Origin of the sequence: Archangium sp. (assembly GCF_045802675.1) — a bacterium.
Lineage (GTDB): Bacteria > Myxococcota > Myxococcia > Myxococcales > Myxococcaceae > Archangium.
On record NZ_JBJMQO010000078.1, the window covers coordinates 1 to 26,352 of the forward strand.

The following is a 26,352-nucleotide window of genomic DNA, read 5'->3' on the forward strand; positions in this document are numbered from 1 at the left end:
CGTGGCCATCCGCGTCCTCCAGGCGGAAAGGCGAATTGCGCGCGCCGTCGTGGTGGACCTGGACGTGCACCAGGGCAACGGCACCGCCGCCGTCTTCGAGGGCGATGACTCCGTCTTCACCTTCTCCATCCACGGCGAGCACAACTTCCCCTTCCGCAAGCAGCGCTCCTGCCGCGACGTGGGCCTGCCCGATGGCCTGAGCGACAGCGCCTACCTCGACGTGCTCGCCGCCCACCTGCCCGAGGTGCTCGAGTCCTCCGGCGCCGACCTCCTCTTCTACCAGGCCGGGGTGGATCCGCTCGTCGAGGACGCGCTCGGCCGGCTCTCGCTCACCCACGCCGGGATGAGGGCGCGCGACCGGCTCGTGCTCGAGGCCGCATGGCATCGTGGCCTGCCCATCGTGCTCACCCTGGGCGGCGGCTACGCGAAGCCCATCACCGCCACCCTGGAGGCCCACGTGGGCACCTACGAGACGGCCCTCTCCGTCTTCCGGTTCCGGTAGACAGGCCGGCCAAGCCAAGTGGAGAAAGCCCTATCAGGAGCGCTCTCGCGGCAAGGAACGAGGCCCCTTCCGGTCGCGCTTCGTCCCGACTGGTCCGACCATCGGACCAGTTGCGGGAAAACGCGCCCGGAGCCCCCCTGACAAGACTTACCCAGCCTGGCTTAGCCGCCCCAGCGCCGCGTCGTCATCGGCATCGGCTTGCCGCTCTCCAGCAGCGTCTTGAGGCTCGACAGGATGGCCGGCCAGCCCTGCGAGATGCCGCGCATCGCCGGCGACTCCGGCTCCAGCTCGTCGTGCGTGACGGTCAGGCGCACGGCGTCGGCGAAGCTCTCGACGAGGAACGTCACCCGCGAGTGCTTCTCAGGTTGTCCCTCGTTGGTCGGCGAGCCCCACGTGAGCACCAGGCGGCGCGGAGGATCGGACTCGAGCACCTTGCCCACCACCTTCACCGTCTTGTCCTCGTAGTCCTGGTGCTCCCACCGCGAGCCCACCTTCCAGTCCGACACGTTGCGGCTCAGGCCCCAGTACTGCCGCGTCAGCTCTGGATCCAACAGCGCGCCGAACACCTTCTCGGGCGTCGACAGGATGTACGTCACATAGACGAAGCTAGCCTTGGCCATTGCCATCCTCTTCCTCCAATCGCTTCTTGAGCGCGTGCAACGCCTCCAGGCGCGGCCGCTCGAATTTGCCGATCCACCGCTCGTAGATGTCGTGCAGCGGCACCGGGTTCAGGTAGTGCAGCTTCTCGCGGCCCCGCCAGACCACCGTGACGAGGTTCGCCTCCTCGAGCACGTTCAGGTGCTTCGTCACCGCCTGCCGCGACATGGAGAGGTGCTCGCACAGCTCCCCGAGCGTGCGGCCATTCTCCAGGTGCAACAAATCCAAGAGCCGTCGGCGGCTCTCGTCGGCAAGCGCTTTGAACACCCGATCCATGCTCATTGGATACACAGACAATATGCAACCTTCCGGTTGCATGTCAACGCATGCGAAAGCCCCGGGACTCCAGGCGGACACCCCACTCGGGCGTCCGTCCCGGAATCGGCCGGGGCCTCGCTCACCTCACGCCAGATCGAACAGCAGCGCTTCCAGCGGCTCGGTGGCGCTCAGCACCAGCCGGGACTCCTCGGAGAGGGCCACGCCGTCTCCCGCCTTCAGCTCCACGCCGTTGAGCGTGCCCTTCCCGCGCGCCAGTTGGAGCCACGCGTGACGGCCCGGGGCCAGCACGTGCTCGGCCTGCTCGCCCTTGCCCAGCAGCGTGCTGTACAGCCGCAGGTCCTGGTGCACCTTCATCGCGCCCTCCTCCCCCTCCGGCGACACCACCAGCCGGAAGCGGCCCTGGCGCTCCTGCTTCGGGAAGGCCTTCTGCTCGTAGCTCGGCGTCAGCCCCTGGCGCTCGGGGACAACCCAGATTTGAAGGAAGTGCAGCTCCTCGCCCGACTTGTTCATCTCGCTGTGCAGCACGCCCGTGCCCGCCGTCATCCGCTGCAGCTCTCCCGCTTTCAGCACGCCCAGCGTGCCCATGCTGTCGCGGTGCTCGATCTGCCCCGAGAGCACGTAGGTGATGATCTCCATGTCCCGGTGCGGATGCGTGCCGAAGCCACTGCGCGGCGCCACCCGGTCCTCGTTGATGACGCGCAGGGTCCGGAAGCCCATGTGGCTGGGGTCGTAGTAGTCCGCGAACGAGAAGGTGTGGTGGGAATCCAGCCAGCCGTGGTTCGCATGGCCGCGCGCTTCAGCAGGTCGAACAGTCATCATGGGGTACTCCTGTCTCCAGCCCTTCGCCCTTCCCTGGAGCAACCCACGCGCCAACGGCCAAACCCCTGGAATCACGAGGGCCGCCTTCCCCCACGGCTCCAGGGCCTCTCAAAATGAGAGCGTCCCCCTCTCATCGGGAGAAGGCGTTCCGCGGCTTCCGAGCGCCGCCCGCCCGTCCCTCCAGGGCCGGAGAGACCTCCGGGCAAGCGCCCCGTGCACCCCCCTCGGCGGGTGCGTACCTCAACACCGGACGGTCCTCAGAGCACGGGGGGTAACACCATGGACGTCAACGACGTCATCGACAGGGCGCGCGACGCCTTCAATGTCCGGCGGGTCTTCGGAGAGCCCATCCAGCAGGGCGCGGTGACGCTGGTGCCCGCGGCCTGGGTGAGCGGCGCGGGGGGCGGTGGCGGCGGCGAAGCCCCGGTGGCCGAGGGAGCCGGGAAGGGCGAGGTCACCGGCAAGGGCTTCGGCAGCGGCTACGGCCTGCGCGCCCGTCCGGCCGGCGCCTTCGTGCTGCGCAATGGGAAGGTGCGCTGGATGCCGGCGGTGGACGTCAACCGCATCATCCTCGGCGCTCAAATCCTGGTGGGCATCGTCCTGCTGACGTTCGGCCCGAGGCTCGCGCGCCAGCTCTTCGAACAGGGCAAGCCCCTGCGCAAGCGGCTCGCGAAGTAGAGGAGCCAGGGGGCGCGCGGCCCACCCCTGCCAGGGAGGGCCGCGCGGAGCTCCAGCGCCGGGACGTGACGCCGCTCAGAGAATCAGGTCATCCCCCGGACTCGAGCTGAAACCCGGGGGCGGCGCGGCGAGCTGTCCGGACGTGTTGCTGCCCCAGGTGCGCAGGGTGCCGTCGTGGAAGAGCGCCAGCGTGTGTTGCTCTCCCGCGGTGAGGGCCGCCACGTCCGCGAGCCCGGGCACCGGCGCCGGCACGGAGCTGGAGGTGGTGGTGCCGTCCCCGAGCTGCCCGAAGTCGTTGCCACCCCAGGCCCACGGGGAGCCATCGGAGAGCAGGGCCACCGCGTGCGTGCCGCCCGTCGAGATCGCCACGACCTGCACCAGGCCGAGCGCCTGCACGGGCAGGGCAGTCGAGGTGGTGGTGCCATCCCCGAGCTGGCCACGGGCGTTGTCGCCCCAGCCCCACACGGTGCCATCCGACTTGAGCACCAGCGAGTGGGCGGAGTGGGCGGCGACGGCCTGGACGTCCGAGAGCACCGTCACGAAGCCCGGCAGGGCGCGCGCGGTGGTGGAGCCATCCCCGAGCTGGCCGAAGGAGTTGTCGCCCCACGTCCACACCGTGCCGTCACAGCGCACCGCCACGGAGTGACTGGCGCCTCCCGCGACGGCCTTCACGTCCAGCAGCCCCGGCACCTGCATGGGCAGCAGGCGCGAGGTGGTGGTGCCATCCCCGAGCTGTCCCGAGGCGTTGTCACCCCAGGCCCATACCGAGCCATCGGCGCGCACCGCCAGGACATGGTGGGCGCCCGCCGCGAGCGCCACGACATTGGAAATCCCCTGCACCAGCGCGGGGGCCCCGTGCGAGGTGGTGGTGCCGTCCCCGAGCTGGCCATGGGTGTTGTCGCCCCAGGCCCACACCGTGCCGTCGCAGCGCAGCGCCAGGGAGAAGGAGGCCCCGGCCGCCACGGCCTCGATGCACTGGAGGTCCGGCACCGTCGAGGGCTCCGCGCTGTAGGAGACGTCATCGAAGCCGAGCTGGCCGGAGGCGTTGTTGCCCCAGGCCCACACGATGCCGTCCGAGCGCGCGTACACCGAGTGGGAGGCACCGGCGGCGAGCGGCGAGGGGCGCGGGTTGCCCCGCATCTGCGTGGGGACGAAGAAGGCACCGGTGGCGCCATTGCCGAGCTGGCCCGAGGAGTTGTCGCCCCAGGCCCACACCGTGCCGTCCTCGCGGACCACGACGGACATGCGGCCACCGGCCCGGACGGCCGTGACACGCGAGAAGCCCGGCACCAGCACCGGGGTGCTCACCACGGCGTTGTGGCCCACGCCGAGCTGGCCGGTGACATTGCGTCCCCAGGCCCAGAGCATGCCGTCGGAGCGCCGGGCCAGCATGTGGTAGCCGCGGGAGGAGACGGTGGAGAAGAACCCCTGCAGGGCGGTGACCTGGGCGGCCGTGGAGCGCGGGGTGGTGGTGCCGTCCCCGAGCTGGCCATAGGTGTTGTCGCCCCACGTCCACACCGTGCCGTCGGCGCGCACCGCCGCCGAGTGGTAGGGCCCCGCAGTGATGGCGACGACGTCCGTGAGGCCCTTCACCTGCACGGGGAGGCTGCGCGCGGTGGTGGAGCCATCCCCGAGCTGCCCGTAGACGTTGTAGCCCCAGGCCCACACCGTGCCATCCGTCTTGAGCGCCAGCGAGTGGTAGAGCCCGGCGGCCACCAGGCGCACGTCCGAGAGGCCCTGCACCCGCAGCGGCGGGCGCGGGGTGAAGGAGGTGGTGCCATCCCCGAGCTGGCCATAGGTGTCGTCACCCCAGGCCCACGCCGTGCCGTCCGTCTTCACGGCCAGCGAGTGGTAGGTGCCCGCGGCCACGGCCGAGGCGTCCGTCACCCCCGGCACCGGCGCCGCGGTGGAGCGCTTGCCGCCCAGGCCATCCCCGAGCTGCCCCGAGGTGTTGTCGCCCCAGCCCCACACCGTGCCGTCCGTCTTCACGGCCAGCGAGTGGTAGTTGGACGCGGCGATGGACTGCACGGACGACAGCCCCGCCACCTGCACCGGCAGCGGGCGCACCGTGCGGGTGCCATCCCCGAGCTGGCCATAGGCGTTGTCGCCCCAGGCCCACACCGTGCCGTTCGTGTTCAGGCCGAGCACGTGGAGGTCTCCCGCGGCGAGGGCCGACATGCCGGCCAGGTCCCTCACCTGCCCCGGGACGGGACGCCAGCTGGAGCTGCCATTGCCGAGCTGGCCCTGGTTGTTGGCGCCCCACCCCATGACGACGGCGTCGGCGCGGCCCACCAGGGAGAAGGCGTTGCCGCAGGCGAGCACCTGCACATCCGACACAGCGGACACCTGCGTGGGGATCGTCGTCGGGGTGTTGGTCAGCTGCGTCGCCTGGCCCTGGCTGTTGTCACCCCACACCCACACCGAGCCGTCGATGCGCCGGGCCACCGAGTGGTTGGTGCCGCTGGCGATGGACACGATGCCCGAGAGGCCCGACACCTGCACCGGCGCCAGGGACGAGAGCGTGTACCCGTTGCCGAGCTGCCCTGTGCTGTTGTCCCCCCAGGCCCACACCGTGCCATCCTGCCCCACAGCCACGCTGTGGGAGCCACCGCCGGCGATGGCGGAGCTGGCCGGGAGGTTGGCCACCCGCACCGCGGTGAGGCGCATGTTGGCGCTGGTGCCGTCCCCCAGCTGGCCGTTGTAGTTGTTGCCCCAGCCCCACACCGAGCCGTCCGACAGGAGCGCCAGCGAGTGGAAGTCCCCGGCGGCGATGGCCGTCACCCCCTCGGGCAGCCCCTGCACCCGCACCGGGGCGTTGCGGCTGACGGAGCTCCCATCCCCCAGCTGGCCGTTGCTGTTGTTGCCCCAGGCCCACACCGTGCCATCCGACAGGAGCGCCAGCGAGTGGAGGTTGCCGGCGGCGAGGGCCCTCACCCCCGTCAGCCCCGCCACCTGCACCGGCACCAGGCGCTGGGTGGTGGTGCCATCCCCGAGCTGCCCATCCGAGTTGAAGCCCCACGCCCACACCGTGCCCCCCTGGCGCAGCGCCAGCGAGTGGCTGTTGCCCGCGGCCACCGCCTGCATGCTCGTGAGCCCCTGCACCTGCGTCGGGCTCAGGCGCTGGGTGGTGGTGCCATCCCCGAGCTGTCCCCGGTCATTGGAGCCCCAGCTCCACACCGTCCCCGCCGGCGTCACGTACAGCGAATGCGACAGCCCTCCGGCCAGGCGGTAGGGCCGGCCCTGGACGATGATGACGGAGGCGCGCTGCTGGCCCACCGTCCCTTCCATGCCGCCTTCCGACCCTCCACCACATGCGGCTACCACCGAGGTCACGGCCAACAGGAGCGCGGCCGGCAGGCTCCTCGACAAGGTGCTCCCCATCTTGCATCCCTCTCGTTCGTGCCTCGGCCACGACGGATACGAGGCAAGGCTTGCGTCATCACGGCCCCCCCCACCGTCTGGGAGGGTGACGTCCACCCTCCCCTCCTGACCCCGTATGTCAGGCCCTGAGCACCTGACATATGCAGACAACCGCGACTTCTATGCAACTGGGTGGCCTCCGACTCCGGGGTGTCTCCGATGGCCCACCCGTATTCCGGCGGGCTAGGGTGATGCCGACATGACGACCGTGGACCCCGTTCGCCGCCAGGCCGCGCTGGAGGCGCTCTCCCTCGATGACGACGCACTGCTCCGCACCTGCGAGGTGGAGTTCTTCATCGCCTCCGGGCCGGGTGGACAGCACCGCAACACCACCGCCAGCGGCGTGCGGTTGACCCACCCGCCCACCGGCCTGTCCGTCACCGGCACCGAGCGCCGCAGCCAGGCGCAGAACAAGGGCGCCGCGCTCGAGCGCCTGCGCGAGGGCCTCGAGGTCCTCACCTTCGTGCCCAAGAAGCGCCACAAGACGAAGCCCACCAAGGGCTCGCAGCGGCGTCGTTTGGAGACCAAGAAGCGCGAGGGCGAGAAGAAGGCCCAGCGCAGCCAGAAGGGGCAGTGGTGATGACCCACGCGCCCGTGCCCGGCCTGGAGGACGCCATCGCGCTCGCCGTGCAGGCCCACCGCGGCCAGCGGGACAAGGCCGGGCAGACGTACATCCTCCACCCCCTGCGGGTGATGCTGCGCCTGGAGACGGAGGCGGAGCGCATGGTGGCCGTGCTCCACGACGTGGTGGAGGACTCGGCCTGGACGCTGGAGCAATTGCGCGCGCTCGGCTACCCGGAGCAGGTGCTGGGCGCGCTGGACTGCCTGACGAAGCGCGAGGGCGAGTCCTACGAGGCCTTCATCGAGCGCCTGCGCCCCCACGCGCTCGCGCGCCGGGTGAAGCTGGCGGACCTCGAGGACAACATGGACGTGCGGCGGCTGACGGCCGTCACGCCGAAGGACGCCGAGCGCCTGGCCCGCTACCGCGCCGCGTGGGCCCGCCTGAAGGAGGCGTGAGCCCCACCCGCCCTCCCGCGCGGGGCTACCAGGAGACCTCCAGCTCGATGCTGAGATCTCCCGTGCCGCGCGCGCGGGCCTTCAGGTTCTTGATGCCCAGCTTGCGGGCGATCGCCTGCGCCCCACCCTCGTGGTACGCCAGCGGCATGAAGGTCACCTGGACGCCGAGCACGCCGCTGTTCTCCCCCGTCCACGTCACCGCCGGCTTCCCGTAGGTGGTCAGCACCCAGTAGAGCGTCTGCAGGGCGATCATGAACTGCTGGGGGCCACCGGCCTGCTGCAGGGCCGTCTTGCCCACCGGGGTCTCCATATAGGTGGAGCCCGCCTTGAAACCAATCTGCCGCAGTGCCTCCTCGTAGCTGCCGAACCGTGGGGTCAGCGCCCGGGCCGCCGCGCCGAGCAACACCAGCAGCGTGCGCGTGGGGTAGTTGAAGAACTCCACGAAGGACTTCTCGCCCGTCGCGGCCAGACAGCGCTGCACCACGGCTTCGCTCTCGCCGAGCTCGCGGATGACCCGCAGGATCGACGTGAAGAGGAAACCGCGCGTGGTGTGCTGCGGGGTCGCCAGTCGCAAACGCTCCTGGAGGTCCTGCTCCGCGTCGTACGGAGCGTCGCGACCTGGATTCGACTCAGTGCTCATGCTCGCATTCCAGCGGCGGGGGGGACCGGCGCCGCACCTCTTGATACTACAATGGGTTGGCCTGGCATCGTTTCCGTCCTCCTCATCGGCGCCGGGCGGACCAGGGCCCCTGCGGCTGAAGCCCTGGCCGCCCCACCGGAGGGGTCATGTGCCCAGAGAACCTATTGCGATGGGTAGGGGACCCATGGCATCCCACGTCCCGCTCCCGCCGGGAGAGGTTCTCCCTGAAGATCGAGGCCCACGTGCCTCTTCGACCGGGTGCGTCATGCGAGCTCCGGGCCCCGGACGCGAAACGGCCCGGTGTGCCGCGAGGGGCGCACCGGGCCGGATCAGGGGTCCCTCTATGGAACGGGGCTCAGCCCTTGGCCAGCTGACGCATCACGTACAGCAGGATGCCGCCGTGGCGGTAGTAGTCGAGCTCGTTGGGCGTGTCGATGCGGCACAGCACCGTGAACTCCTTGCCGCCGCCCTCGCCCGTGACCTTCACCGTGAGCTTCTTCTGCGGTGCCAGGTCCTTGGAGATGCCGGCGATCTCGAACGTCTCCTGGCCCGTGAGGCCCAGGCTCTGCGCGTCCTGGCCCGCCTCGAACTGCAGCGGCAGCACGCCCATGCCGATGAGGTTGGAGCGGTGGATGCGCTCGAAGCTCTTGGCGATGACGGCCTTGATGCCCAGCATCGCCGTGCCCTTGGCCGCCCAGTCGCGGCTGGAGCCCGTGCCGTACTCGGCGCCGGCGAGCACCACCAGCGGCGTGCCCTGCTGCTGGTACTTCATGGACGCGTCGTAGATGCTCATCCGCTCGCGGGTGGGGATGTGCACCGTGACGCCACCCTCCACGCCGGGCACCAGCAGGTTCTTCAGGCGGATGTTGGCGAAGGTGCCGCGCACCATCACCTCGTGGTTGCCGCGGCGCGCGCCGTAGGAGTTGAAGTCCTTGGGCTCCACGCCCTGCTCCATGAGGTATTTGGCCGCCGGGCTCGCCTTGGCGATGTTGCCCGCGGGCGAGATGTGGTCCGTCGTCACCGAGTCACCCAGCAGCGCGAGCACCCGGGCGCCGGAGATGTCGGTGAGCGGCTTGGGCTCGGCGGGGATGTTCTCCAGGAACGTGGGCTTGCGCACGTAGGTGGACTTGGGGTCCCACTTGAACGTGTTGCTGCCGCCCGCGGGCAGCTGCTGCCAGAGCTGGTCGCCCTCCATGGCGCGCGAGTACTGGCTGCGGAACTGCTCGGGCTTCACCGCGGAGTTGATGAGGGAGCGGATCTCCTCGGAGGTGGGCCAGATGTCCTTGAGGTACACCGGGCGGTTGTTGCGGTCGCAGCCCAGCGGCTCGTTGTCCAGGTCCTTGCCCACCTCACCGGCCAGCGCGTACGCCACCACCAGCGGCGGCGAGGCCAGGTAGTTCATGCGCACGTGCGGGTTGATGCGGCCCTCGAAGTTGCGGTTGCCGCTGAGCACCGCGGACACCACGAGGTCGCCCGTGGTGACGGCCTCGGCCACCGCGTCCGGCAGCGGGCCCGAGTTGCCGATGCAGGTGGCGCAGCCGTAGCCCACGATGTGGAAGCCGAGCGCCTCCAGGTAGGGCATGAGGCCGGCCTCCTTGAGGTAGTCCGTCACCACGCGGCTGCCGGGGGCGAGGCTCGTCTTCACCCAGGGCTTCACGTTGATGCCGCGCTCCACCGCCTTCTTCGCCAGCAGGCCCGCGGCCAGCAGCACCGCCGGGTTGGAGGTGTTGGTGCACGAGGTGATGGAGGCGATGACGACGGCGCCGTGGCCCAGCTCGTAGCTCTGGTTGCCGGCCTTCACGGTGACGACCTGCTTGAGGCGCTCGGGGGGCACCGGGGCCGCGGGGGCCTTGGCCTTGCCACCGCCCTCGTCGTCCTCGCCCTTGCTCTTGCCCGCCGCGAGCATCTCCACGAGCGACTTCTCGTAGGCGCCCTTCATGTCCTTGAGCGTCACGCGGTCCTGCGGGCGCTTGGGGCCGGCGAGGCTCGGCACGACGGTGGACAGGTCCAGCTCCAGCGTGTCGCTGAAGGCGGGGTCCGGCGTGTTGGCGGTGTGGAAGAGGCCCTGCTCCTTGAAGTAGGCCTCGGCCAGCGCGACGAGCTCGGTGGGGCGGCCGGTGAAGCGCAGGTAGTTGAGGCTCTCCTCGTCCACCGGGAAGAAGCCGATGGTGGCACCGTACTCGGGGGCCATGTTGGCGATGGTGGCGCGGTCCGGCAGCGACAGGCTCTTGAGGCCGTTGCCGTAGAACTCGACGAACTTGCCCACCACGCCCTTCTTGCGAAGCATCTGCGTGACGGTGAGCACCAGGTCCGTCGCAGTGGCGCCCGCGGGCAGCTGGCCCGTGAGCTTGAAGCCCACCACCTGCGGAATCAGCATGGTAATCGGCTGGCCGAGCAGCGCGGCCTCGGCCTCGATGCCGCCCACGCCCCAGCCCACCACGCCCAGGCCGTTGATCATGGTGGTGTGGCTGTCGGTGCCCACCAGCGTGTCGGGGCACACCACGTTGCCCTGACGGAAGGACACCTGCGCGAGGTACTCCAGGTTCACCTGGTGGCAGATGCCCACGTCGGGCGGCACCACGCGGAAGTTCTTGAACGCGTTCTGGCCCCAGCGCAGGAACGCGTAGCGCTCCTTGTTGCGGTCGAACTCGAGCTCGGCGTTGGCGCGGAAGGCGTCCGAGGTGCCGAACACGTCCACCTGGAACGAGTGGTCGATGACCAGGTCGGCCGGGTTGCGCGGGTTGATCTTCGCCGGGTCACCGCCCATGGCGGCGAGCGCCTCGCGCATGGCGGCGAGGTCCACCACCGCGGGCACGCCGGTGAAGTCCTGCAGCAGCACGCGCGCCGGGTGGAAGGAGATTTCGGTGTCCGGGTCCGCCTTGGGGTTCCAGGCGAGCATCTTCTCGATGTGCTCGCGCTTCACCACGCGGCCGTCCTCGTGGCGCAGCAGGTTCTCGAGCAGGACCTTCAGCGAGAAGGGGAGGCGGGCGACCGAGGCGTGGTCCTTGCCCACCTTGGCGAGGCTGTAGAAGTCGTACGTGGCAGAGCCGACCTTGAGCTGGCTCTTGCTCTTGAAGCTGTCCGTCATGTGAGTGCCGTCCTTCCTTCCGTCCGCGAGGACCATCCGCTTCGAATCGGGAATCTGGAATCTGGAATCGAGGGTCTTCTAGGCCCGTCGAAAGCGGCTTGCAAAGGGAACGTGCGGGGGATTCCAGGGCAGGACGGTCCCGGGCGATTCACCCGGGGTCCGGGTGGCCCCCCTCTGAACCGACTTGTCCGGAAATCAGCGGACCGGAGACGGGCTCAACGGTCCGCGAGCAGCCGGGCCGTGCGCTGCAGGCGCTCGGTGCCGATCTGCATCAGCGCATCCCGCATACCCGGCTGGCTGTCGATGTGGCGCACGAAGGCGGAGCGCTCCAGCCGCAGCAGCACGCACGCGACGTCGGCGCGCACCATGGCCGTCACCGGCTTGTCCATCAACAGGGAGATTTCGCCGAACACATCGCCCTCGCGCAGCACCGGGAAGGGCGTCTCGCGGCCGTCCGGATGCACGTGGTAGGGCGTGCACCGGCCGCGCAAGAGCAGGTAGAGCGCGTCCCCCATCTGCCCGGCGGTGAGCAGCGTGGCGCCCGCGGCCACGCGCTGGAGTTGGAACTCGCGCGCCAGGGCCCGCCGCTGCTCGAGCCGCAGCGGGGAGAAGATGGGGTGGCTGCGCAGCAGGTTGTCCGCCGCGCGCTTGCGGCAGAAGGCCTGCACCACCCGCTCCACCAGCGGGTGCTTCCTGGAGAGCTCCGCCAGCCGCGTCCGCGTCAGCTCCAGCAGCACCGAGGGCACCGACGGCATCACGGAGGCCAACCGGGGCCCCTCGGTGATGAGCGACATCTCTCCGAAGACGCCGCCCTCCACCACCGGGCCCTCCTGCGGCCCCCGGCCCTCCAGCAGGCGCATGACGTCGCCCCGGCCCTCCACCATGAAGAACATGGACGAGCCCGGGTCCCCCTCGCGGATGATGGGCTGGCCGAAGCCGTACATGCGCACGTCCACCGCCTCGAGCAGCGCCATGAACGCATCCCGGGTCAGCATGGAGAAGACGGGCACCGCCACGGGATCTTCCCGGTCCGGCAGCAGCTCGAGCTCGGCGGAGACCTGGTCCGCCGCGCCCTCCTGGGGCTGCACGGGGTAGCGCGCGTAGAGGTTGGCGATGAAGGCCTGGGTGCGGGTGTGCTGGGGCTCCAGCCGCAGCAGCTCCTTGCACACCACGATGGCGCGCAGCAGCTGACTGCCCTGGGCCCAGGCCCGCGCGAGCGCCTCGTAGGCGGCGACGGCATCCTCGCGCCGGCCCGGCTGCTGCTCGAGCTGCCGGAGGTCGATGAGTGCCTGATCGAGCCGTCCACGGGCGGCCAGTTGCCCGGCCAGTTCCCGCTGCCGGAGATGCTTGTCCGATGCGTCACTCATCCGTGCTCACGCTCACAGGCGTCGCACGCTACCACTGCCCCGCTTCTTGCCCAGGGGGGGTTCGACGCTTGGGAGCCGCTGCCCGCCCGCCAGGGCCGGGGAGAACAGGTCTCCCACCTTGTCCAGGCGACGACGCACGGTGTCGAGAGTGAAGCGGCGAGGGTCCAACCGGGACGTCACTTCGGACCAGGCGAGCGGCGTGGACACCGGCGCGTGCGGCAGGGCGCGCAGCGAGTAGGGCGCCACCAGCGTCTTGCCCCAGGCGTTCTGGTCCGCGTCCAGATACAGCCTGCCCTGGCGCCGCTCCTTGGGGCGCTCGGTGGTGGCCAGCTCGGGATGCTGCTGGGCGAGCACCTCGAACGTCTCCTGGGCGAACGCGTGCACCTGCGCGTAGGTGTGGCCGGGTGCGAGCGGCACCAGCACGTGCAGGCCCCGCTTGCCGGACGTCTTGGGCACGCTCCTCAGCTCCAGCCCCTCGAGGTAGCGCCGCAGCGAGGTGGCCAGCTGGATGAGGTCCTCGAAGGTGCCGTCCCCGGGGTCCAGATCGAAGAACACCCAATCCGGCTCCTCGAGGTGTTTCACCCGGCTGGACCAGATGTGCAGGGTGAGGGCGGACTGGTTGGCGAGCCACAGCAACGACTCGGGCCGGTCCACCACGGCGTGGTTGAAGGAGCGGGCCTCGTGGTGGATGCACACCTTGGTGAGCCAGTCCGGCGCGCCCTTCAGCTCCTGGCGGAAGAAGCCGGGCGCGTCCACGCCCTGGGGCCACTGCTGCAGCGCGAGCGGCCGGTCCACGAGCGCGGGCACCATCAGCGGCGCCACGTCGCGGAAGTACGCGAACACGTCCGCCTTGGTGAGGCCCTTCTCGGGGAAGAGCACCCGCTCGCCGTGCGTGAGCGCCACCGGCACCGCGCCGGGAATGATGGGGGCCTCGTTAGGAGCCACGTTCCGGGCCACGGCCGTTCTGCCCGCGGCGCGCGTGCTCTTGCGTGCCTTCGTCCCTGTCCCCGTCCCCGTCCTTCGATGGGGGCCTCGCGCGCGCACGGGCGTGCTGGTGGGCCGCTCGCGCACGCACTCCTCGGGGCGCTTGTCGCCGCGCAGCCCCTGGAAGGACGGGTGGCGCAGACGGCCATCGTCGGTCCACTCGGTGAAGGCCACCTGGGCCACGTGGCGGGGCTTCACCCAGAAGGCGTCCTCGTTGTGCAGGGCGTCGCGCACGAGCGGGGCGTCCACCACCGGCGGCTTCTTCACCACGTCGCGCGACAGGAGCGTGCGCAGCTCGCGCCGCACCTTCGTGGAGTAGCCCGTGCCCACCTTGCCCGCGTATTTCCAGGTGTCGCCCTCGCGCACCGCCACCAGCAGCGAGCCGAGCTCCGGCCGCTCGTTGGCCATGGGCGTGAAGCCCACGATGGCCACCTCCTGGTTGGCCTGCACCTTGAGCTTGAGCCAGTCGACGCCGCGGCCCGGCGCGTAGGGGCTGCCCACGCGCTTGGCCATGACGCCCTCGAGCCCGCGCCGCCTCGCCTCCGCCAGGGCCTCTTCCGCGCTGCCCTCCACCCGCTCGGCGAGCTCCAGCGGCGGCTTCACGCGCGCGAGGAGCTTCTCGAGCCTCTTGCGCCGCTCCTCCAGCGGAAGAGAGCGCACGTCCTCACCGTCCAGCCACAGCACGTCGAAGATGACGTAGCGCTCCTCGGCGCCCTTGCCGAGCAACTGGAAGCGCGAGCGTCCCTGGGCATCCAGGGCGACGACCTCACCGTCCACCACCAGCTCGTGCCCGCCGAGTGACTCGAGCGCCCGCGCGACGGACGGGAAGCGCAGGGACAGGTCATTGCCGCTGCGCGACTGCAGGGCTATGCGCTCGCCCTGAATGGCCGCGAGCGCGCGGAAGCCGTCGTACTTCACCTCGAAGCGCCAGTCGGCGTCGGCGGTGGCGTCCACCCGGGCCAGCGTGGCCAGCATGGGCGACCACACCTTGGCGAGGAGCGCCTCGGGCGTGCGGGCGCTCACCTTCGGACGTGCGGGGCGCTTCGCGCGCGAGGGCGTGGCGGCGGTGCGTTTCGTGGCGGCGGTGCGCTTCGTGGCACGGCGGCGCGTGGGCCCATGCGTGACAACCTGGCCGGACTTCACGGACTCGGGACGGTCCTCGGTGATGTCGTAGCCGGGGCGCTCGGTGCCGTCCTTGGCCTTGAAGCACAACCACTGCGCCTTCTTGCCCACCAGACGCGTGCGGATGAGGTGCCACTCGCCCTCGAGCTTCTGCCCGTGCAGCGCCACGTGCAGCCGGCCGCGCGCGAGCTGCTCGGAGGCCTGGCCCGGCGGCACCGTGTCGAAGGTGCCCGACTCCCACAGGAGCGAATCCCCCGCCCCGTAGGCGCCCTCGGGGATGTGGCCCTCGAAGGTGGCGTAGGCCAGGGGGTGGTCCTCGGTCTGCACCGCGAGCCGCTTGTCGGCCGGGTCGTAGCTGGGACCCTTGGGAATGGCCCAGCTCACGAGCACCCCGTCGATCTCCAGCCGCAGGTCATAGTGCAACCGGGTGGCGTCGTGCTTGTGCACCACGAACACGGGGCCGCCCTCGCCACGCTTCGCCACGACTTCCGGAGCGGGCTCGGAGGTGAGGGAGAAGTCGCGCTTGCCGCGGTACGTGCCCAAGCGCTCACGAGCGGAGGTCTTCGAACGTCTCGAGGTCGCCATGCCCTCAAGGGTCAGCACGCCCGGCCCAGCACGCAAAAGCCGGAGCGGGGGACGTGCGCCGCCCGCTTCCTCTACTCCGGCCGTCAAGCTGGGTGGAAAACCAATGAAGTCTTCCGCTCGCCCCCTACCTTGCTTCGGGGATGGGCTGGACCGCCGAGGAGCCGCGGCTCACCTCGCGCATGGGGTACCTGGTGCCCACGGCGTAGCGCGCCAGCTCCTTGGAGTCGCGGGTCTCGTAGTGCAGCTCGCGGTGATCCTCGTCCTCGAAGAGCACCATGTAGTTCGCCTCGCGCTGCTGGCGCTCGTCCTCGCCGGGGCCCAGGTTCTGGCCGAGCTGGACTTCCTCGGGCCCGGGCCAGTGCATCTCCAGCGACCGTCCCGCCGCGCGCGCGGTGCGGTGGCGGTGCCACTCCCACGCGTCCCACGAGTACCACATGGCCGTGCGCGGCTCGTCGCGGTAGCGCGGCACCTGGCGCGAGCGCGACTCCGAGCAGTACTGCGTCGTGCAGCTCTGCCCTCCTCCCGAGCACTCGTCATGGCACGAGGCGAAGCCGTTGCCGTCGTCCGAGCACACCTCGTGGCAGCTCTCCGGCGTGGTGGTGCAGTCCTGCCCGCACTCCACCTGCTCGGTGTAGTGCTCGGTGTCGTAGCCATCCAACACCTTCTCGTAGTGGTGGAAGCGCTCGCCGTGCGTGAGGAGGTTGAACGCATCCGAGGGGCGGGCCTCGGCGAAGCCCTCGCGGTGGTAGAGGCTCTTGCGATCCACGTGCACCAGGTGCTCCCAGGTGATGCCCTTGGCCCGCACCTTCAGCACCCGGGGTTGCCCGAGCTTCCACACGCCGCCCACCAGCAGCACTCCGGCCAGGAGGAACCAGACCCAGCGCGGCATCCCCAGCCACCGCACGGGCGCCGGAGGCGGGTTATCGGGCCACGCCATCCGCCGCTCATCGCGCCGACGAGGATTCCCGGGCGTCGGGGCACCGGCCCGGGCCTCGGGGCGGACGGACGTGCCCTCCGTCTGGCTCGCGCCGCACTTGTCGCAGCGGCCGTCGTCGCGGCGCTGATCGCTGCCGCAGTACGCGCAGCGCCAGTTGGCCCCCGCGTTCGCCATCCGCAGCAACTTCGGATCCGTCACCGAGGCGGCGTCCTCGGTGTTCGACGGCATCTCGTACTTCTCGGAAGCATCCTTCGGGTCGCCACAGTTCTGACAGGCAGAGTGGCGGCCCAGGTTCATGTGCTGGCAGGCGCTGCACCGCCACGTCAGCTCGATCTTCCGATTGCCCATGCCCGCACGATAACAGGACAGATGCGCGCCCCACCAAAGGGGCGACGAAGAGACGAGGAGACGCCGTGTATTTTCCGGATATGGGCGAGCAGTGCCAGGTGGGCGAGGGCCGGGAGGTGCGCGCCGTGGGATGGCTCGACATCGCACACCCGTACACGCCGGGGACGGTGGAGCCGGCCTTCGTGGAGGCACTCCGGCGGCATGTGAAGACGGCATGGGCCCCCGTCGTCGCGGCGGGGCCTCATTTCTGTCAGTTCTGCCCGGAGACCCGGGGAGGCGGAGTGGGAGCGTCCGGGAACGTGTGGATTCCCTCGGAGCGCTATCTGTTCGTCGCCCCGGAGCTCGTCGTCCACTACATCACCGCCCACGGCTACCGCCCGCCAGACGCCTTCATCGAAGCGGTGCTCACCTGCCCGCCCCAAGGGTCTCCGGAATACTTCGCGCGGCTCACTCCCTTCCAGCACGCCTTCCCCTGGATTGACGAGTGGCCGCCGCCCCGCTGAAGCCACGGCAACACCCTCTCCATCTGCCCCATGGGAGCCCATCAAGGACGCCCCCGCCCCGTAGGGAGGCCACTCACGTAACATGCGGATTCGATGACGCACCGTCTCAAGCGAGTCCGCCCGTGAAGCCCTTCCTCCGCGTCCACGCCCTGCGGCTGCGCAATAGCTGGAAGTTCATCCTCCTGGCGGCGGTGCTCGCCACCGCGGGCGCGGCGCTCTGCCAGAAGTACGACCTGCTGCGCATGAGCGACGCCGAGCTCGGCGCGTATGACCAGGGCCTCACCTTCTTCACCGCGCACCACGCCCGCTCCCGGGACGTGGTCATCGTCGGCATCGACGACACCATGCTGCAGGGCATCCGGGACAACGAGCAGTACGTCCGCAACTACGGCGTCTATCCCTACTCGCGCAACCTCTGGGCGCGCGTCTTCGAGCACCTCGTGGACGAGGGCGCCCGGGCCATCGTCTTCGACGGTGTGATGGACGAGCGCGGCACCGATGAGAGCAACGACCTCGCCCTGGCACAGGTGCTCGAGGAGCGCGGCATCCCCCTCACGCTCGGCTTCAGCATCAACGCGGGCCAGCCCGTCCTGCCCCAGGTGGAACCGGTCAACCGCTTCCCCCTCCGCCCCACGCCCGCGCCGGGCGTCCACCCCGCCACCGCGGCGGCGGAGGACTTCGTCGAGGCCGTTCCCGCCGCGAGCCCCGCCGGGGACGACTTCGTCGAGACGGAGGGCCCTCCCCCGCTGAAGCCCGAGGAGGTGGCGCGGGCGCTCGCCTTCCCCGTGCACCACCCGGGCCTGTCCCTACCCTCGCTGGAGCAGCCGTCGAGCAACGGGGGCTCCCGGCTCATGCGCCATCCGGTGCGGCCCCTGCCCGGCCTGGTGCGCACCGTGCCGGGCTTCGGGCTCGTGGTGCAGGAGGAGGACGCGGATGGGCGCCTGCGCCGCACCCGCTTCGTGTACTCGGACGGGGCCAACGCCTACGCCACCCTGTCCCTGGCGGCGGCGGCGGATCTCCTCGGCGCCGAGCGCGTCGAGCTGACGCCGGGGCGGTTGAAGGTGGGCCCGCGCGAGCTGCCCATCAACCCGGACGGCAGCGCCGAGCTGGACTTCGGCGGCGCGTGGAAGGACCGCTTCCAAGCGCTGAGCGTCTACGCGGTGCTGGAGGACTGGGCACGCCGGGAGGAGCACCGGACGAAGGGCACGCCCTACGTGCCGGTCATCCCCGAGGGTACCTTCCGCGGCAAGGTGGTGCTGGTGGGCGGGCTCTCGGTGGGCACCAGTGACGTGAAGCCCACGCCCTTCCAGAGCGAGGCACCCGGACTCGTCAAGCACGCGGTGGTGCTCGAGGCGCTCCTGTCCGGCGGCTTCATCACCGGGGCGCCCTTCTGGGTGTCGCTGCTGCTCACCTTCGGGGTGGCGCTCTTCTCCGCGGCGCTCATCACGCTGGTGCGCACGCCGCTGCTGGAGCTCGCCTGGCCGCTGCTGCTCTTCTTCGGCTTCTTCCTCGTCACCGGCGTGTTCCTCGAGCACGGCCGCGTGCACGTGCTGAACGCCATGCCCGTCTACGCGGGGGAGCTCGCCACGCTATCGGCGGTGGCCTTCAACCACATGTTCGCCAACCGCGAGCGCGAGCGGCTGCGTCTGGCCTTCAACCGCTTCCTGGACAAGACGCTGGTGGACCAGCTCGTGGAGCAACAGAAGCTGCCCTCGCTGGAGGGCGAGACGCGCGAAATCACCGCCTTCTTCTCCGACATCCGCGGCTTCTCCTCCTTCAGCGAGCGCTTCAAGGACGACCCGAAAGCCCTGGTGGCCCTGCTCAACCGCTACCTCACCCGGGTCAGCTCGGTGCTGATGGCGCACGGGGCCTGCCTGGACAAGTACATCGGCGACGCCGTGGTGTGCCTCTTCGGAGCGCCGCTGGACATGAAGGACCACGCGGTGCGCGCCTGTCACGCCGCGCTCGCCGTCCAGGCGGAAGTGCAGGCCCTGCGCGCCGAGCTCCAGAAGGAGGGCCTGCCGGACGTCTACACCCGCATCGGCCTCAACTCCGCGGAGATGTTCGTGGGCAACTTCGGCAGCGAGCACCTGCTCGACTACACCGCCATCGGGGACGGGATGAACCTCGCCTCCCGGCTGGAGGGTGCCAACAAGGCGTACGGCTCGGTCATCATGATCGGCCCGCGCACCTACGAACTGGCGCGCGAGCACATCGAAGCGCGGGAGCTGGACCGGGTGAAGGTGGCGGGCAAGGAAGAGGCGGTGACGGTGTACGAGCTGCTGGCGCGCGCTGGAGAGCTCCCCGCGGGCAGGCGCGCCACGGTGGAGCGCTACCACCAGGCCCTCGCGCTCTACCGGGAGACGCGCTTCGAGGAGGCCGCCCGCGTGCTGGAAGGGGCGCTCGCGGCGGACGCGGAGGATGGCCCCAGCCAAGCGCTCCTTGCGCGGTGCAGGCGTTATGCGTTGAATCCCCCAGCCCTCCCCTTCGACGGGGTGGCGAGCCTGGAGAAGTGACCGTGAGCCTCGAGAGACTTCCCGCGCTGCTGCTCCTGGCCTGCTTGGCCACCCCGGGCCTGGCCCTGGCCGTGCCGCCCGGGGGCACGCTGTACGTCAAGGCGAAGAACACCCACGTGAAGGCCTCGAGCAGTCCCACCGCGAACACGCTCGTGGTGCTGCAGCCCGGCAAGCAGGTGACGTACAACGGCCGCGAAGGCACCACGCCCTGGTGCAAAGTGACGGTGCCCGCGGACAAGAAGGGCTCCGTCGAGGGCTTCGTCTACCAGGCCAACCTCGCCGTCTCGCCGCCGTCGCTGGAGGTCACCAGCAAGAACCCGGGCAAGCCGCTGTCGCCCGAGGCGTTCGCCTCCTCGGGTGCGGCCGTCAAGGCGTTGGGGCCCGGGGCCATCGAGTACGGCAAGTCGCTGAGCCGCCCCGAGAGCGTCGGACAGCTCATCAAGCTCGAGGAGCTCGCCGCCTCCATCGACACGGCCCAGGTGGCCGAGTACGCCCGCGCGGGCGGCCTGCCCGAGGTGGTGGGCCGGCCCGAGGTGGCGAAGCGTCCGGCGAAGAAGGGAGACAAGTGATGAACCGGCGCGGGTTGACGGCCCTCGTGGTGGGCCTGGGGCTGGGTGGCCTTCCGGGCTGCGCCGCCCTCCAACAGCTCGGCGGCCCGGTGGGGCAGATCGCCAGGGAGCAGGCGGAGGCCAGCAAGCGCATGGACGCGTTGCAGAAGGACTGCGATGCCATGAAGGCCCGCGCCATCTCCTTCGAGGAGGAGTCCGCTTTCGGCGGCGCGGTGAGCGTCAACTGGGTGAGCCAGGGCGGTGGGCTCACGCACCGTCCGGACGCCCGCGCGCTGCACGTGCAGCTCAACAAGATTGGAAGGAACCTCGCGGCCCAGTCCAGCCGGCCGGAGCTGCCCTGGACCTTCGGGGTGCTCCAGTCCGAGGGCATCAACGCGGTGAGCGGGCCGGGCGGCTACGTCTTCGTGTCCGAGGGACTGCTCGCGCGCCTGGACAACGAGGCCCAGCTCGCGGGCGTGCTGGCACATGAGATAGCGCACATCACCGGCAAGCACGCGCTGCACGAGTACCAGGCCTACCTCGTGGACCAGTGCGAGGACACGGTGCGCGCCGAGCGGACCCAGGCCGTGGTGACCTCGGCGAAGACGTTCGGCAACGCGGTGCTGGGACCCTCGCAGGCGCTCCCCCCCGGCGAGCTGCGCAACCTCTTCAACCAGCTCGCCCACCAGGTGGACTTCAACTTCGACAAGCTGAGCGCGCAGGCCATCCAGGCCATCACCCATGGCTTCGTCGCCCGTCTCACCGAGAAGGGCTTTGGCGAGGCGGACGAGTACGCCGCCGACGCCGACGCCGTGGAGCTGATGGCGTCCGCCGGCTACGCGCCCGAGGAGTACGTGACCTTCCTCTCGAAGCTGCCGGACAAGGGGCTCTCCACCGAGCATCCGCGCAAGGACAAGCGTCAGGAGCGGCTGCGCAAGCAGCTGGCGAAGTGGAGCGGACAGGCCCCGGAGACGGACTTCACCACCCCGGTGGACCTGTCTCAGACGAAGGCCGTCCCCCTGCGCGATGCGCTCCAGACAGGCCGCACGGGCGTCGCCGCGCCCACGAACTGAGCGAAGGGCGGCAGGGGCCCGGACTTCCTCAGAGCACCTTGCGGAAGGCGTACAGCACGCGCTCGAGCAGCTTCTGCCAGAGGGGGCGGCGGCGGAACTGCGCCAGGTCCACCTCGCGGCAGCTCTGGCAGTCGCCGCGGAAGGACTCCTCCAGCAGGCGCCCCAGCCGCGGGTCCGCGAAGACGGCGTTCACCTCGTGGTTGAAGAGCAGCGAGAGGCGCTCGAGGTTGAACGAGCCGATGGTGCCCCACACCCCGTCCACCACGGCCGTCTTCGCGTGCAGCACGCAGCGCTCCCACTCGAAGATGCGGACGCCCGCGGTGAGCAGCTTCTCGTAGAAGGCGCGCGTGGCGTGCACCAGCCACGGGTGGTCCCCCTTCGAGTTGAGCAGCAGGCTCACCTCCACCCCGCGCTGGGCCGCCTCGCGCAGCGCGGCCACCATCCTCCGGTCCGGGATGAAGTAGGCGGCCGCCACCAGCACGCTGCGCTTCGCCCGGGAGATGGCGTGCAGGTACGCACCGTGGATGCTTCGGCGGCTGGAGAGCACCGCGAGGCTCACCTCGCCCTTCTTCTGCGACCGGGCCTGCCTGCGAATCCGGTGCGCCTCCCGCCAGGAGCGGAACCGGTCCTGGAAGGCCATGCGCCAGGTGGCCACGAAGCGGCGCTCCAGCTCGTGCACCGCCGGGCCTTCCACCCGCAGCACGTCGTCGCGCCAGCAGGCCCCGCCCTCGCCCTCGGGCGCCCAGTGGGCGGAGATGTTCACCCCACCGATGAAGGCCACCTCCCCGTCCACCGCCAATATCTTCCGATGGTCGCGCCGCAGCAGGTGGCGCAGCCCCCGCCCGAAGCTGGAAAAGGGCTTGAAGGGGCGGATGTCCACGCCCCGCGCGCGCAGGCCCTCGAAGAAGTCGCGCCGGCTCGTCCACGAGCCCAACGCGTCATAGAGCACCTTCACGTGCACGCCGCGCTCGGCCGCCTCCGCCAGCGCCTCTCCGAACAGCTCCCCCACCGCGTCGGAGATGAACATGTACGTCTCGAGGTGGATGTAGCGGCGCGCCCCCCGGATGGCCGACAACATGGCCGGGTAGGCCTCCACCCCGTCGCGCAGCAGCTGACAGCCATTGCCCCGGAGCACCGAGTGCGAGCGCGGCAGGTAGTACCGGGCGAGCAGCCTGGGGGAGACCTGGGGGCTCCACACCGGCGCATGAGCAGGCAGGCAACCTGTCGCCTGCTCGGGTGACTCCCCGGTCTCCACCTGGACGTCCGTGCTGCTCCCCACCTCCTGCTCTCGCATGGTGGGGCAAGGGTGGGAACGGCCGGGCGTTCTGGCAAGCGTCAGCCGCCCGACGGAACGGCTACCCTCCTCCGAGGCTCTCGCGCTTGATCTCCACCATGCGGGCGCACTGCTGGTCGTAGTCGTCGGGGAAGTACTCGCGGGCGTGGTCCAGCGTGGCCGAGGCCGCCTGCCAGTTGCTCTGGTTGACGTAGCCCTCCACCTCCAACATCAGCTTGGAGCACACGCGGTCCAGCTCCTTCTGCGTGTCCTTCACGCGCTCTCGCGCCTCGAAGTAGAGGTCCGGCTTGGGCTCGGGGTGGGCCTCCAGCAGCAACCACGCCTCGCGGAAGGACTTCCACGCCTCGTAGCGGTTGCGTGCGCCCACCTCCGCGTTCTCCAGGTTCTTGCGGCCGCGCATATACGCCTTGCGCGCCTCTTCAATCAGCTGCTCGGGCGGAATCTCCGGCAGCAGCACCTTCTCCATCCAGATGTTCCAGATGCGCCACGGGTCCTCGCCGGGAGGATTCTTCGTGTTGTCGAAGACGATGCGGTTGACCTCGCCCTTCTTGAGCATCTGCGCGGGAACCATCAGCTCGAGGACGCGGTCCTGGCTGGCCATGGTGTCCGCGGGCACCTTGCCCACGTCCACGCCGTTGACCGTCACCACCACCTCGCCGTCGGAGATGCCCTGCGCCTGGTAGTGCAGCAGGCCGAGGACGCGGGTGGCGGCGGCGACCTCCCACTCGAACATCTTCTGATCCGAGCGCTCCCACTGCACCCCATCGCCATAACCGAAGGAGTCGTCGATGGGCCTGCCGCTGAGGGTGACGGGCTCGGGGCCGCGCGCCACCTTGGCCTCGCTGCCGAGCACCAGCCAGTACACCACGACCACGAGGCCGAGCGCGGCCAGCACGCCCGCGCCGACGATGGCACCGCGCACGGCGGGGCCCGCATCGAGCCAGAAGAGCTTGAGGTTGGCCACCAGGCCCGGGGACTCGCGCCGGATGCGGGCGCGCTCCGCGGCGGACAGGCCTCCACCGCCCGCGGCCGCCGGAGCGGCACGCGCCACGGCGTTGGAGCCGGGAGCGGGACGGCGGGGCGGAGCGGCGGGCGCCGAGTCCGGAGCGCGCGCCAGGGCGGCGGCCGGTGCGTTGGCGCGAGGGGGCGGGCGGGCGGGGGCGGCGCCCGGCGTCGCGGCGGACGAGGCACCGGCTCGGGTGGGGCGCTGGGCCGGGATGGCGGTGGTGGCGCTGCGCCGCACCTCCTCGAGCTGCTTCTCGCTGGCGCCCTCGGGGGCCAGGGCCTCGCCCTTGTTGCGGCCGGCGCGCTGGCGAGCCACCTGGTCCACGGAGACGATGCGCGTGCTGTCGGTGCCCTCGGCCCCGGCGTCCGTGGATGGCTCCTCCGACAGGGCCGAGGCCGCCACCGGCTTGAAGACGAACACCACCGGGCCGAGCGCCAGCTGCTCTCCGCCCGACAGCGCCTGCTTCTCCGTCAGCGCATTGCCATTGACCTGGGTGCCGTTGGCGCTGCCGAGGTCCTCGACGAAGTACTGGCCGCCCTCGGAGAAGATGCGGCAGTGGCGGCGGGAGATGCCCGCGTCGTACAGGACGACGTCACACTCGGTGACGCGGCCGATGAGGACGGAGTCCTGCTCGAAGAGGAACTCCTTCCCCGCCTCCTTGCCCTCGGCGATCGTCAGCTGGAAGCTCATGAAAATCCTCAGACTCCTAGCACGGCCTTCGCCGCGCGGGCCACGGCCGCGCGGGCCGTGGCGGGCTCGAGCACCTCGGCCTCGCCGCCGAACGATAGCACCCACTGCGTCAACCAGCGCTCGTTGTCGCCCGCCACCCGCACCTCGACGCCTCCGTCCGCGAGCAGGCGGGCGTCCTCGCCGAAGCGCTCCCGGACATAGGGCGCCACCAGCTTGGAGAAGCGCACCCGGACGGCCGCGTTGGTCCGGGCCGGGTTGGGCACCTGGGCGCGGGCCTCCTCCCGGGGCTGGAAGGGGGTGTCGGTGACGGCCAGGTCCTCCATCCGGTCCACCCGGAAGAGCCGGGCGTCCTGACGGTTGAGGTCCCAAGCTTGGAGGTACCACTGGCCGCGGTGGCTGAGCAGCTCGTGGGGCCGGACGCGACGCGACTCGGCGCCCCCACGGCCCGGGGTGACGTAGGCGAACGTCACCTCGCGCCGCTCGTGGATGGCCCGGGTGAGCGGGCCCAGCGCCTGGGGCGCCTCCAGCGCGGCGTCGATCTTCCGGTACATCTCCCGGAAGCGCTCGCCGGTGCCCGGAGGCAGCACGCGCTCGAGCTTCTCCACCGCGCTGCGCAGGGCATCGCCCGCGGCCGGACGCAACAGCTCCGCCGAGGCGGCCAGGGCCGAGGCCTCGCCCACCGTGAGGCGCGGGGGCGCGGACAGGCGCTGGTCGAGGTCCACGTAGACGCGGTCGTTCTCGACGTAGATGTCGATGTAGTCGTCCGGGTTGAAGGGGGGCCGGCCCACGCAGGTGAGCAGGTCCAGGTCCTCCAGCAGGTGCTCCCGGCTGACGTTGAGGGCCCGTGCCAGCTCCTCCACGGTGATGCCGGGGCGCGAGGAGACGAAGGGCACGAGGAACAGCAGACGGCGCAGACGCTCGTGGACGCTCATGCCGCCACCTCGTCACGCTCCGCGTGCTTCTCGAGGATGCGCGTGGCCATCTCCTTCACCCGTCCACGGGCGTCCTCGGGGGACTCCACGCGGCAGTCGGGCCCCAGCTGCATGCAGAAGCGCAGCAGGCCATCCAGGAACGTCACCGGCAGCTCCACGAGCATGCCCTCGCCGTCCTCGGCCGGGGCCACGCGGGCGCCCGGGAAGAGCGCGGGCCCACGGCCCATCAGCTCGCCGGTGAGACGCAGGCGCACGTCCATGCGCTCGTGGAAGCGGTGCTGCCAGGGGTAGCTGGCCACATGGTCGTCGGCGGTGAAGGTGTCGGGCACCTCGAAGTCCGCCGAGCGCGGCCGGGCGGTGTTCACCTTGAGCGAGCGGATGCGGTGCACGTGGAAGGTGCGCACCTCCTGGCGCAGGTGGCAGAAGCCCACCAGCGTCCAGATGCCGCGGCGCAGCGCGAGCCCGTACGGGTCCACCTTGCGGTCGGTGAGCTCCGCGCGCTTGGGCGAGGCATAGGACATCTGCACCCACTTGTGCGAAGCGCACGCCTCCCAGAGCTGCTCCAGGTGCTGGGCGAGCTGCGGGCCGTTCTGCTCGGTGCCCAGTTCCATGCGCACGCGCGGGGTGGGCAGCGCGTTGCCGGCGAAGAAGCCAATCTTGCGCAGCGCGTGCGACAGGTCGTCGCGGCCCGGGAAGGCCCCGGACGTCAGCGCAGCGGAGCCGGCGGCGTAGAGCACGGCCAGCTCCTCCTTGGTGAGGTCCACCTCGGGCAGGTAGTAGGCATCGCGGTCGACGACGTAGCCGTCCTTCCGCTCGTCGTCTCCCTGGATGTAGGTGAGCGGGAAGCCCAGTTCCAGCAGCTCCGCCTTGTCACGCTCGAACTTGCGTTCGGCGGCGTCGTCGGAAATGCCCATGTAGTCCTGGGGGAAGTGCTCGCGCAGTTCCGCCCAGGAGATGGGTTCCCGAGCGTCCAGGAACAGGGCAACGAGATCGAGGAGGCGTTCGGTCCGGTCCATCGGAAGGTCTTCGACAATGCGCAAAAGCGTCAGGTCGGGTCAAGGCAGCGGACCGTGACAACAGGCGGATGCCCGCTCACGATTCGTGCGATCAGTGGATCTACCCGGCGAACAGGCCCCTGAACAGCTTTTTGCTGAACGCACGAGCAGGTGTGTCCATGGGTGAGCGGAACCGACCTGCGGGTTGGCGAGCAGGCGATCGCCCGAAGTGGGCTCGCGAAAGGGGGCGGGTTGGGATATTCCTGAGGATCGACGACGTGCGCGCTCGGCCGGGGTGAGCTCGTCTGGCAATCGCCCTGGCGGCCGGGCGTATACGCTCGCGAAAGAGGAC

At 70.5% G+C, this 26,352-nt stretch carries 21 protein-coding genes; 8 read left to right on the forward strand and 13 right to left on the reverse strand.

Features of this window, described 5'->3' with window-relative positions:
• On the forward strand, positions 1–502 hold a 502-nt coding region (locus ACJ8AN_RS22185; protein WP_407757424.1), incomplete at its 5' end, for a histone deacetylase.
• Positions 503–663: 161 nt separating this feature from the next.
• Here the strand turns inward: ACJ8AN_RS22185 and ACJ8AN_RS22190 are convergent.
• The 3 genes from ACJ8AN_RS22190 to ACJ8AN_RS22200 form a co-directional block, all read right to left on the reverse strand.
• Entirely contained in the window at positions 664–1,122 is a 459-nt protein-coding gene (locus tag ACJ8AN_RS22190; RefSeq protein WP_407757425.1) for an SRPBCC family protein, read from the reverse strand.
• The gene (locus ACJ8AN_RS22195) at positions 1,109–1,426 is read right to left on the reverse strand and encodes an ArsR/SmtB family transcription factor (RefSeq protein WP_407757426.1); all 318 of its coding nucleotides are present in this window, start codon (positions 1,424–1,426) and stop codon (positions 1,109–1,111) included. Before ACJ8AN_RS22195 ends, ACJ8AN_RS22190 begins: the two co-directional genes overlap by 14 nt.
• A 135-nt stretch (positions 1,427–1,561) precedes the next feature.
• Entirely contained in the window at positions 1,562–2,257 is a 696-nt protein-coding gene (locus tag ACJ8AN_RS22200; protein WP_407757427.1) for a pirin family protein, read from the reverse strand.
• Positions 2,258–2,536: 279 nt separating this feature from the next.
• On the opposite strand from ACJ8AN_RS22200, the gene ACJ8AN_RS22205 reads away from it, so the two are divergent.
• Positions 2,537–2,935: a GerW family sporulation protein gene (locus ACJ8AN_RS22205; protein WP_407757428.1), complete on the forward strand. Its 399-nt coding sequence runs from the start codon at positions 2,537–2,539 to the stop codon at positions 2,933–2,935.
• 75 nt (positions 2,936–3,010) lie between these two features.
• Here ACJ8AN_RS22205 and ACJ8AN_RS22210 read toward each other — a convergent pair whose 3' ends face one another.
• Positions 3,011–6,223, reverse strand: coding sequence for an RCC1 domain-containing protein (locus tag ACJ8AN_RS22210; RefSeq protein ID WP_407757429.1), 3,213 nt, complete (start codon positions 6,221–6,223; stop codon positions 3,011–3,013).
• Between the two features lie 331 nt (positions 6,224–6,554).
• On the opposite strand from ACJ8AN_RS22210, the gene ACJ8AN_RS22215 reads away from it, so the two are divergent.
• A complete protein-coding gene (locus tag ACJ8AN_RS22215) occupies positions 6,555–6,935 on the forward strand; it encodes a peptide chain release factor-like protein (RefSeq protein ID WP_407757430.1) in 381 nt (126 codons plus the stop codon).
• Positions 6,936–6,949: 14 nt separating this feature from the next.
• Positions 6,950–7,372 carry a GTP pyrophosphokinase gene (locus ACJ8AN_RS22220; RefSeq protein WP_407757470.1) on the forward strand — a complete coding sequence of 141 codons (423 nt, stop codon included), beginning with the start codon at positions 6,950–6,952 and terminating at the stop codon, positions 7,370–7,372.
• Positions 7,373–7,397: 25 nt separating this feature from the next.
• Here ACJ8AN_RS22220 and ACJ8AN_RS22225 read toward each other — a convergent pair whose 3' ends face one another.
• The 5 genes from ACJ8AN_RS22225 to ACJ8AN_RS22245 form a co-directional block, all read right to left on the reverse strand.
• Positions 7,398–8,012, reverse strand: a complete 615-nt coding sequence (locus tag ACJ8AN_RS22225) for a DUF2378 family protein (protein ID WP_407757431.1) — start codon at positions 8,010–8,012, stop codon at positions 7,398–7,400.
• A 355-nt stretch (positions 8,013–8,367) separates the two neighbouring features.
• The gene (gene acnA / locus ACJ8AN_RS22230) at positions 8,368–11,100 is read right to left on the reverse strand and encodes an aconitate hydratase AcnA (RefSeq protein WP_407757432.1); all 2,733 of its coding nucleotides are present in this window, start codon (positions 11,098–11,100) and stop codon (positions 8,368–8,370) included.
• A 215-nt stretch (positions 11,101–11,315) separates the two neighbouring features.
• Positions 11,316–12,467 carry a cyclic nucleotide-binding domain-containing protein gene (locus ACJ8AN_RS22235; RefSeq protein ID WP_407757433.1) on the reverse strand — a complete coding sequence of 384 codons (1,152 nt, stop codon included), beginning with the start codon at positions 12,465–12,467 and terminating at the stop codon, positions 11,316–11,318.
• A gap of 12 nt (positions 12,468–12,479) precedes the next feature.
• Positions 12,480–15,158, reverse strand: a complete 2,679-nt coding sequence (gene ligD, locus ACJ8AN_RS22240) for a DNA ligase D (protein WP_407757434.1) — start codon at positions 15,156–15,158, stop codon at positions 12,480–12,482.
• A 124-nt stretch (positions 15,159–15,282) separates the two neighbouring features.
• The gene (locus ACJ8AN_RS22245; RefSeq protein ID WP_407757435.1) at positions 15,283–16,443 is read right to left on the reverse strand and encodes a hypothetical protein; all 1,161 of its coding nucleotides are present in this window, start codon (positions 16,441–16,443) and stop codon (positions 15,283–15,285) included.
• 65 nt (positions 16,444–16,508) lie between these two features.
• Here ACJ8AN_RS22245 and ACJ8AN_RS22250 point away from each other — a divergent pair, with 65 nt between their 5' ends.
• From ACJ8AN_RS22250 to ACJ8AN_RS22265, 4 genes are all read left to right on the forward strand, one after another.
• On the forward strand, positions 16,509–16,946 hold the full coding sequence (locus tag ACJ8AN_RS22250) for a hypothetical protein (RefSeq protein ID WP_407757436.1): 438 nt from the start codon (positions 16,509–16,511) through the stop codon (positions 16,944–16,946).
• Between the two features lie 122 nt (positions 16,947–17,068).
• Entirely contained in the window at positions 17,069–19,462 is a 2,394-nt protein-coding gene (locus tag ACJ8AN_RS22255) for a CHASE2 domain-containing protein (RefSeq protein ID WP_407757437.1), read from the forward strand.
• 2 nt (positions 19,463–19,464) lie between these two features.
• A complete protein-coding gene (locus tag ACJ8AN_RS22260; protein ID WP_407757438.1) occupies positions 19,465–20,031 on the forward strand; it encodes an SH3 domain-containing protein in 567 nt (188 codons plus the stop codon).
• Complete coding sequence (locus tag ACJ8AN_RS22265; protein WP_407757439.1) at positions 20,031–21,083, forward strand: M48 family metalloprotease; 1,053 nt, start codon at positions 20,031–20,033, stop codon at positions 21,081–21,083. The genes ACJ8AN_RS22260 and ACJ8AN_RS22265 overlap by 1 nt, the downstream gene beginning before the upstream one ends.
• 28 nt (positions 21,084–21,111) lie before the next feature.
• Here ACJ8AN_RS22265 and ACJ8AN_RS22270 read toward each other — a convergent pair whose 3' ends face one another.
• The 4 genes from ACJ8AN_RS22270 to ACJ8AN_RS22285 form a co-directional block, all read right to left on the reverse strand.
• Positions 21,112–22,377, reverse strand: coding sequence for a phospholipase D-like domain-containing protein (locus ACJ8AN_RS22270; protein ID WP_407757440.1), 1,266 nt, complete (start codon positions 22,375–22,377; stop codon positions 21,112–21,114).
• Between the two features lie 61 nt (positions 22,378–22,438).
• A complete protein-coding gene (locus tag ACJ8AN_RS22275) occupies positions 22,439–24,073 on the reverse strand; it encodes an FHA domain-containing protein (protein ID WP_407757441.1) in 1,635 nt (544 codons plus the stop codon).
• An 8-nt stretch (positions 24,074–24,081) separates the two neighbouring features.
• Entirely contained in the window at positions 24,082–25,005 is a 924-nt protein-coding gene (locus tag ACJ8AN_RS22280; RefSeq protein ID WP_407757442.1) for a helix-turn-helix transcriptional regulator, read from the reverse strand.
• Positions 25,002–26,021, reverse strand: a complete 1,020-nt coding sequence (locus ACJ8AN_RS22285) for a helix-turn-helix transcriptional regulator (RefSeq protein WP_407757443.1) — start codon at positions 26,019–26,021, stop codon at positions 25,002–25,004. The genes ACJ8AN_RS22280 and ACJ8AN_RS22285 overlap by 4 nt, the downstream gene beginning before the upstream one ends.
• Positions 26,022–26,352: the final 331 nt, after the last annotated feature.